Below are 6,970 nucleotides of genomic sequence, written 5' to 3' on the forward strand. Positions count from 1 at the left end.
GATCCGGGCGCGGCGCACCCATCGGCCACTCGTTGTCGGCGGTGTCGATGCGCACGTCGAGGTAGCCGCCGTCGCGCACGGTCTCGGCGAACAGGCGCAGCTGAAACGTGGTGCGCCGCAACTCGCCGGTCAGCCGCGCCTCGCTCAACCGGGTTTCGTTCCGTGCCATGGCGATCAGCTCCGCGGCGCGGGCGTCGAGCCGGTCGGCGAGGTCGGTCAGCGCCCGAGCGCGACCGGCCGCACCCAGCGCCGCCCACGCCGGGGCGGCCGCGGCCGCGGCGGCGACCGTGGCGTCGACCTCGGCCGCCGTGGTGTCGGCGATCGATCCGGCTGTCGTGTCGATCATCGTGTTGTCCTCGTTTCCCGAATTCGCCTGTTCGCCTGTGGATTACCGGTAACCCTTGGCCAGCACCGCCGCGGTGTCGGCGGTGATCTGGGCGGTCAGCCCGGGGGCGAGCGGAATCCGCGGCGGCCGGCACGCGCCGCCGGGTCGCCCGGCCAGGTCCATCGACAGCTTGATGGCGTGGACGAATTCGGTTTTGGAGTCCCAGCGCAGCAGCGGATGCAGCTCCCGGTACAGCGGCAGGGCCTTGTCCAGATCGCGGTTGACCGCCGCGTTGTACAGCTCCACGGTCACCTGCGGAATGGCGTTGGGATAGCCGGCCACCCAGCCGACCGCGCCCGCGATGCCCAGTTCCAGCACCACGTCGTCGGAGCCGATCAGCACGTCGAGTTCCGGTGCCAGTTCCTTGATTTCGTAGAAACGCCGGACATCGCCGGTGAACTCCTTGACGCCGACGATCAGCCCCTCGGCGTGCAGTTCGGCCAGCAGGTCCGGGGTGAGGTCGATGCGGGTGTCGATCGGATTGTTGTAGGCCACGACGGGTAGACCGACCGCAGCCACCGTCCGATAGTGATCGAGGACGACCTCCCGATTGCCCCGATAGATGTTGGGCGGCAACAGCATGACGCACTGGGCGCCGGCCTCGGCGGCCTGCTCGGCCCATTTACGCGCTTGCAGCGCGCCGTAGGCGGCGATGCCGGGCATGACCGTGAAGCCTTGCGGCGCGGCCTCGATGGCGGTGGTTACCACCCGGGCGCGTTCGGTGTCGTCGAGGGTCTGGTACTCCCCGAGCGAGCCGTTGGGGCTCACGCCGTGGCAGCCGTTGGCCGCCAGCCACCGTACGTGCTCGGCGTAGGCGTCGTAGTCGACCGAGAGATCCTCGGTGAACGGCAGGGTGGTCGCGACGATCACCCCGTGCCAGGGCTTGTTCGCCGGCGACGTGGTGGTTTCGGACATGTGAGCCTCCATCGGGTGAGAGTCCGGGGAGAGCGCCCGGCCGCCTGTCACCATGTGACGTGTGACATTGCACTGACCGTAAGCGATGGAGTCATACCCGGTCAATCACTTGCGTGATCGGGGTCACCACCCTATGGTGCAATGTCACACATCACAGGTGAAGGTGGCGCATGACCGCAGTTGACGACTCCGCGACGGCACGGCAATCCGATCCGGGCACGACTACCCCACCGACCGCACTGCGCCGGATCGTGGCCGCGGCCATGGTCGGCGCGGTCGCCGAGTGGTACGAATTCTTCCTCTACGGCACCGCATCCGCGCTGGTCTTCGGGGAGGTGTTCTTCCGCTCCAGCGGCAATGCCGTCGACGGGATCATCGCCGCCTTCGCGCTCTACGCCGTCGGGTTCCTGGCCCGGCCCTTCGGCGGAATCCTGTTCGGGCACTTCGGAGATCGCGTCGGACGCAAGGCATTGCTGCAGCTGAGCCTGGTCGTGGTGGGCATCACCACCTTCCTGATGGGCTGCCTGCCCACCTTCGCCGCCATCGGCTACTGGGCCCCGGTGCTGCTGGTGACCCTGCGCCTGATCCAGGGCTTCGCGTTCGGCGGCGAATGGGGCGGGGCGGTGCTGCTGGTCAGCGAGCACAGCCCCGACCATCGGCGTGGGTTCTGGGCGAGTTGGCCGCAGTCGGGCGTGCCGCTGGGCAATGTCCTGGCGACCGTGGTCATGCTGGTGCTGTCGGCGAATCTGTCCGACGCGCAGTTTCTTTCGTGGGGCTGGCGGATCGGCTTCTGGCTGTCGGCCGTGGTCGTGCTGATCGGCTACTGGGTGCGCTCCAGCGTCGACGACGCACCGATCTTCCGCGAGGCGCAGCAGCGGTTGGACGCCGACCGACGCCACGCGCTCGGCATTGTCGAAGTACTGCGCCATCACTGGCGACAGGTGCTGATCGGCATCGGCGCGCGCTTCGCAGAGAACATTCTCTACTACCTCGTGGTGACCTTCTCGATCACTTACCTCAAACTCGCCGTGCACGTGGACACCGCGCCGATCCTGGCGCTCATGCTGGTGGCGCACCTGTTGCACTTCTTCATGATTCCGGCGGCGGGCCTGCTGTCGGATGTGATCGGGCGGCGGCCGGTCTATCTCACCGGGGCCGTGCTCACCGCCGGCTGGGGCTTTCTGGCCTTCCCGATGATGGACACCGGGAACTACGCCGTCATCATCGTGGCCATCACCCTCGGTCTGGCCGTCGAATCCCTCACCTACGCACCGTATTCCGCGCTCATGACCGAGATGTTCCCGACGCATGTGCGATATACGGCCCTGTCGTTCTGCTATCAGGTCGCGCCGATTCTGGCCGGATCGCTGGCCCCGCTGATCGCCATCAGCCTGTTCGACCGCTTCCACAGCTCGGTGCCGATCTCGCTGTATCTGATTGTGGCCGCGGCGATCTCGGTGCTGGCGGTCGGGCCGGCGAAGGAGACCGCCGGCAAGTCGCTGCGGTCGGTCGATGCCGAGGCCGCGCGATGAGGACGCCTGCGCCGACCGCGGGCCGGGTGTCGCGGGCGGCGACGGCTATGCCACGTGACATGGCATAGAATGTCGTGAACCGATCGAATCCATCGATCACGGGCAGGGGAGCCGACCACGTGAGTATCGACCAGTTCACCCAGGTGGAGAAGGTCAGCCTGCGCGAGAAGGTCTCGCGGGCACTGCGCGCGGCCATCATCGCCGGTGAAATGGAGCCCGGCGTGGTGTATTCCGCACCCACGCTGGGCGCGCGGTTCGGAGTGTCGGCCACCCCGGTCCGCGAGGCCATGCAGGATCTGGCCCGGGAGAACCTCATCTCGATTGTGCCCAACAAGGGATTCCGGGTCACCGAGGTGGCCGAGAAGGACCTCGACGACATCACCCGTATCCGGCTGCTGCTGGAACCGCCGGTGGTCCGGGAGGTCACCCCGCTGATTCCCGAATCGGATATACCGCACCTGCGCGCGCTCGCCGAGAAGATCGTCGAAGGCGCCGAAAGTGGAGACCTGGTGGAATACACGGCGGCCGACCAGATCTTCCATCTGACCCTGCTCGGCTACGCCGACAACCCGCGCCTCAACGACCTGGTCTCCGACCTGCGGGACCACACCCGCCTGTTCGGCCTCGCCTCCCTGGCCCAGAAAGGCGAACTGGTCGACGTCGCCCGCGAGCATCTCACCATCGTCGACCTACTCGAATCCCGCGATCAGGACGCCGTCGAACACTTCCTGCGCGATCACATCCAGCAGGCCCGCGGCCGCTGGGCGAAGCCCCAGGAGTAGCCGACCGGGCTTTCGGCCGCTCGGCCGAAATCAGTTGGTGGGCTTGCCGAACCAGCGGGCGAGGTGGTCGTTCAGGTCCTGCTGGTTCTCGCCGATCCAGGCGATGTGGCCGTCGGGGCGGAGCAGGATGGCCGGAAGATCCAGTGCCGCAGTGGGATCCGCGATGAGGTCGACTCGGTCCGACCAGCCCTCGACGGTCAGGCGTTCGGTGCGGTCGAGTACCAGGCCGCGGCCCCGATGTAGTCGGTCGTAGAGGCGGCCCTGTTTCAGGTCGATATCGCGCAGCCGGCGGCCGAGCAGGTCGGGGCCGTCGCCGAAGTCGTAGCGGATGTCGATCGCGGTGATCTTCTCGGTCAGATGGCGGTTCACCTCGTCGAAGTCCATCAGTTCGGTGAGCAGCCTGCGCATGGCCTGCGGGCCCGGTTCGGTGGACAGCAGTTCCATCTGGGCGCGGGTGTTGTCCAGTACGTCTTCGGCGACCGGATGACGTTCGGTCTGGTAGGTGTCCAGCAATGTTTCCGGCGCCCAGCCGCGGATCTCTGCGGCCAGTTTCCAGCCGAGGTTGAACGCGTCCTGAACGCCCAGGTTGAGGCCCTGACCGCCGGTGGGCGGATGGATGTGCGCCGCATCGCCGGCCAGCAGCACCCGACCGACCCGATAGCGTTCGGCCAGCCGGGTGGCATCCCCGAAGCGGGACAACCAGCGCGGGGAGTGCACGCCGAAATCGGTTCCGGCGATGTCACGCAACCCTTGTTTGAAATCCTCGAGGGTGGGTGGTTCCGCGCGATCCTCGCTGACTCCCTTGGTCGGGACGACGACGCGATAGATCCCTTCGCCGAAGGGCCCGAGACTGAATACCTTATTGGTCTCGCGGATTTCGGTGACCTTGGCGGCGATTTCCTCTTGCGGCACACCCACTTCCATCTCGCCCATCAGCGTCTCGGTCCGTGCGGGCTCGCCGGGGAAGCCGACGCCGAGCAGTTTGCGCACCGTACTGCGCGCGCCGTCACAGCCGACGAGGTAACGCGACCGCAGCCGCTCCCCGTCGGCCAGCTCGACGGTCACACCTTCGTCGTCCTGCTCGAAACCGGCCACCGCACAACCGCTCCGGACCTGCGCACCCAGTGCGATCGCATGTTCTTCGAGTAGATGATTGACGACCGGCTGCGGGATGCCCAGCAGATAGGCGTGTGCGGAGTCCAGTCCCTCGGGAGCGGGTTTGGGGATGGCGGCGAAGATACCGCCGACCGGACGCGGTCTTCCGCGTTCGAGAATGCGATCCAGCAGTCCGCGCATCGCCATCAGCTCGATACTGCGAATATGCAGACCGACTATGCGCACGAACGATACGGGCTCGGGTTCCTTCTCCAGCACGAGTACCCGCACATCGTGCAGTCGCAGTTCGGCGGCCAGCATCGCACCGGTCGGCCCGCACCCGGCAATGATCACATCGAACATGAACCACCCATTCGCCTGGTTCTCTCCCACCCAGTCGCCGCTGGTTCAGCATTTCCGCAGGTCCTGGTATCGGCCGCCTATTGTGCGGCACCCCGGATCTTGCCGCAATCGATTTATGTCGAACTGGGAGGGGAGTGTGTCGTGAGGTTGTCAGGAGAGGAAGTGCTGTAGTTCCGCCGCGACGAACTGGGGGTTCTCCTCGACGAGCCAGTGTCCTGCGTGTGGCACGTCGACCGCGCGCACGATGTTGGTTATGCGGGGCGCGACGGTGGCGCGGATCGCGTCGAGTTGGCCCTGAGCGGTCATGAGGAGGGTCGGGACGGGAGTTGGTGTTGCTGCCACGGTGTCGCGCACGTCTTTGTCCAGGGCGCGGTAGAGGTCGAAGCCGCCTGCCAGTTTCTCGGGCCGACTGTATGTTCTTGCGTACTCGTCGATTTCGGCGTCGGTGAAGGGCGATCGGTCCGAGGTGCCACCGAATGCCGTGCCGCCGAAGGAGACCTGCGGGTAGAACAGGGCCAGGTACTCGCGGACGTGGTCGCCGACGACCGTTTCGGGGACTCGCCGCTGGGCGTGAAAGGCGATGTGCCAGCTCAATGAGCGGTAGGTCGGCGCGTCGATCGCGGGCCCGGGTAGCGGTAGGTCGAGGTAGCCGAGGCGCGCGGTGTCGGCGGGGTACTGGGCGGCGTACTCGAAGGCCACCGCGGCGCCGAAGTCGTGCCCGACAACGCGGGCATCCCGCACTCCGAGCCGATCGGCCATGAGGGCGTGCACATACCGGGCCAGGGTGGCCTTGTCGTAGCCGGTCGGTGAGCCGGTGCTGTCGCCCAGCCCGGGGAGGTCGACGGCGTAGACGGTATGGCCTTCGGCGAGTGCCGGCATGATCGGCCACCAGCCGTACCAGGTCTGCGGCCAACCATGGATCAGCACCACCGGCGAGCCGCTGCCACCGGTCACATAGTGCATACGGACACCATCGACGTCGGCGAACTCGTGCCGGAAGGTGCTCTCGAACGCGGGGTCGCCCTGGGTGGCGACAGATCCACCTGAAGCCGATCCGGCGGTCCGGGATGACCTTCGTGCCGCTGTCCCGGCGACCGGGTGGCATACAGGCGTTCAAAATGGTCATCCCCGCCCAGCCGGAACCGCTCGAACCGACACCGCAGACGCACGACGGCTTCGAATGGCTGTACGTGCTCAACGGTCGCCTCCGGCTGGTGGTCGGCGAACGCGACCTGACACTGCCGCCCGGCGAAGCCGCAGAGTTCGACACCTCGTTGCCGCACTGGCTGGGCAGCGCCGACGGCGGAACGGTCGAACTGCTGATTCTGTTCGGCCTCCAAGGAATGCGCGCGCATGTGCGTGCCGACCAGCACGAGAACCGTTGACCGCCAACGGATCTTCTCGAGCCAACAGCGGACGTTCAGGGCCGTTGTGCGGAACACGGCCATGCCGACGTCGGTGGTGAGGACCTCGGATATCGACGCCATGGGATTGCTTCCCGGTGTTCGCGGCCGGCGCGGAGGCACCCGTGGATAGCCGTGCCCCAACCGTCGAATAGCTGGATGTCCGCTCGTCATGGGCGATAGGCTGGGCACCGTCGAAAGGTGAGTTGATCATGTCCGGTGCTCACAGCAATACCGAGAGGATTGCGCGCGGCCGATGATCGACGACGCCGCGAACCACACCCGCCGTGACGTGAGCATGACGGTAGCGGAGGAGTTGCGTGCGGTCGGAACCTCGTCGCGAACCATAGGACGCGGCGGCAACGTGCTGCCCGAGTTGACCAGCTTCGTCAACAGGCGCGCCGAGCTGACCGAGCTCAAGCACCTGCTGACCGTGTCGAGGCTGGTGACGCTGGCCGGGATGGGCGGCGTGGGCAAGACCCGGCTGGCGCTGCA

At 66.8% G+C, this 6,970-nt stretch carries 8 protein-coding genes; 4 read left to right on the forward strand and 4 right to left on the reverse strand.

From position 1 onward, the window contains the following. Both ACFXN1_RS50640 and ACFXN1_RS50645 read right to left on the reverse strand, forming a co-directional pair. The coding region (locus tag ACFXN1_RS50640) for an aldehyde dehydrogenase family protein (protein WP_379464119.1) at positions 1-346 on the reverse strand (346 nt) is incomplete at its 3' end. Between the two features lie 42 nt (positions 347-388). Continuing rightward, positions 389-1,300: a dihydrodipicolinate synthase family protein gene (locus tag ACFXN1_RS50645; protein ID WP_379379794.1), complete on the reverse strand. Its 912-nt coding sequence runs from the start codon at positions 1,298-1,300 to the stop codon at positions 389-391. Positions 1,301-1,470: 170 nt separating this feature from the next. Here ACFXN1_RS50645 and ACFXN1_RS50650 point away from each other — a divergent pair, with 170 nt between their 5' ends. Together ACFXN1_RS50650 and ACFXN1_RS50655 are read left to right on the forward strand one after the other, a co-directional pair. Beyond that, positions 1,471-2,832 (forward strand): MFS transporter, encoded by a 1,362-nt coding sequence (locus tag ACFXN1_RS50650; RefSeq protein ID WP_379444529.1) that lies wholly within the window; start codon positions 1,471-1,473, stop codon positions 2,830-2,832. Between the two features lie 119 nt (positions 2,833-2,951). Next, positions 2,952-3,614: a GntR family transcriptional regulator gene (locus ACFXN1_RS50655; protein WP_379444528.1), complete on the forward strand. Its 663-nt coding sequence runs from the start codon at positions 2,952-2,954 to the stop codon at positions 3,612-3,614. Between the two features lie 30 nt (positions 3,615-3,644). On the opposite strand, the gene rox is transcribed toward ACFXN1_RS50655, so the two are convergent. Together rox and ACFXN1_RS50665 are read right to left on the reverse strand one after the other, a co-directional pair. Further along, positions 3,645-5,072 (reverse strand): rifampin monooxygenase, encoded by a 1,428-nt coding sequence (gene rox, locus ACFXN1_RS50660; RefSeq protein WP_379444526.1) that lies wholly within the window; start codon positions 5,070-5,072, stop codon positions 3,645-3,647. A 150-nt stretch (positions 5,073-5,222) separates the two neighbouring features. Then, positions 5,223-6,035, reverse strand: a complete 813-nt coding sequence (locus ACFXN1_RS50665; RefSeq protein WP_379444525.1) for an alpha/beta fold hydrolase — start codon at positions 6,033-6,035, stop codon at positions 5,223-5,225. A 155-nt stretch (positions 6,036-6,190) separates the two neighbouring features. Here ACFXN1_RS50665 and ACFXN1_RS50670 point away from each other — a divergent pair, with 155 nt between their 5' ends. After that, the gene (locus ACFXN1_RS50670; protein WP_379444524.1) at positions 6,191-6,457 is read left to right on the forward strand and encodes a cupin domain-containing protein; all 267 of its coding nucleotides are present in this window, start codon (positions 6,191-6,193) and stop codon (positions 6,455-6,457) included. A 316-nt stretch (positions 6,458-6,773) separates the two neighbouring features. After that, positions 6,774-6,970 (forward strand): hypothetical protein (locus tag ACFXN1_RS50675; protein WP_379444552.1); only part of this gene is annotated, 197 nt, incomplete at its 3' end.

The sequence above is a fragment of the Nocardia sp. NPDC059154 genome (genome assembly GCF_042755705.1).
Lineage (GTDB): Bacteria > Actinomycetota > Actinomycetes > Mycobacteriales > Mycobacteriaceae > Nocardia.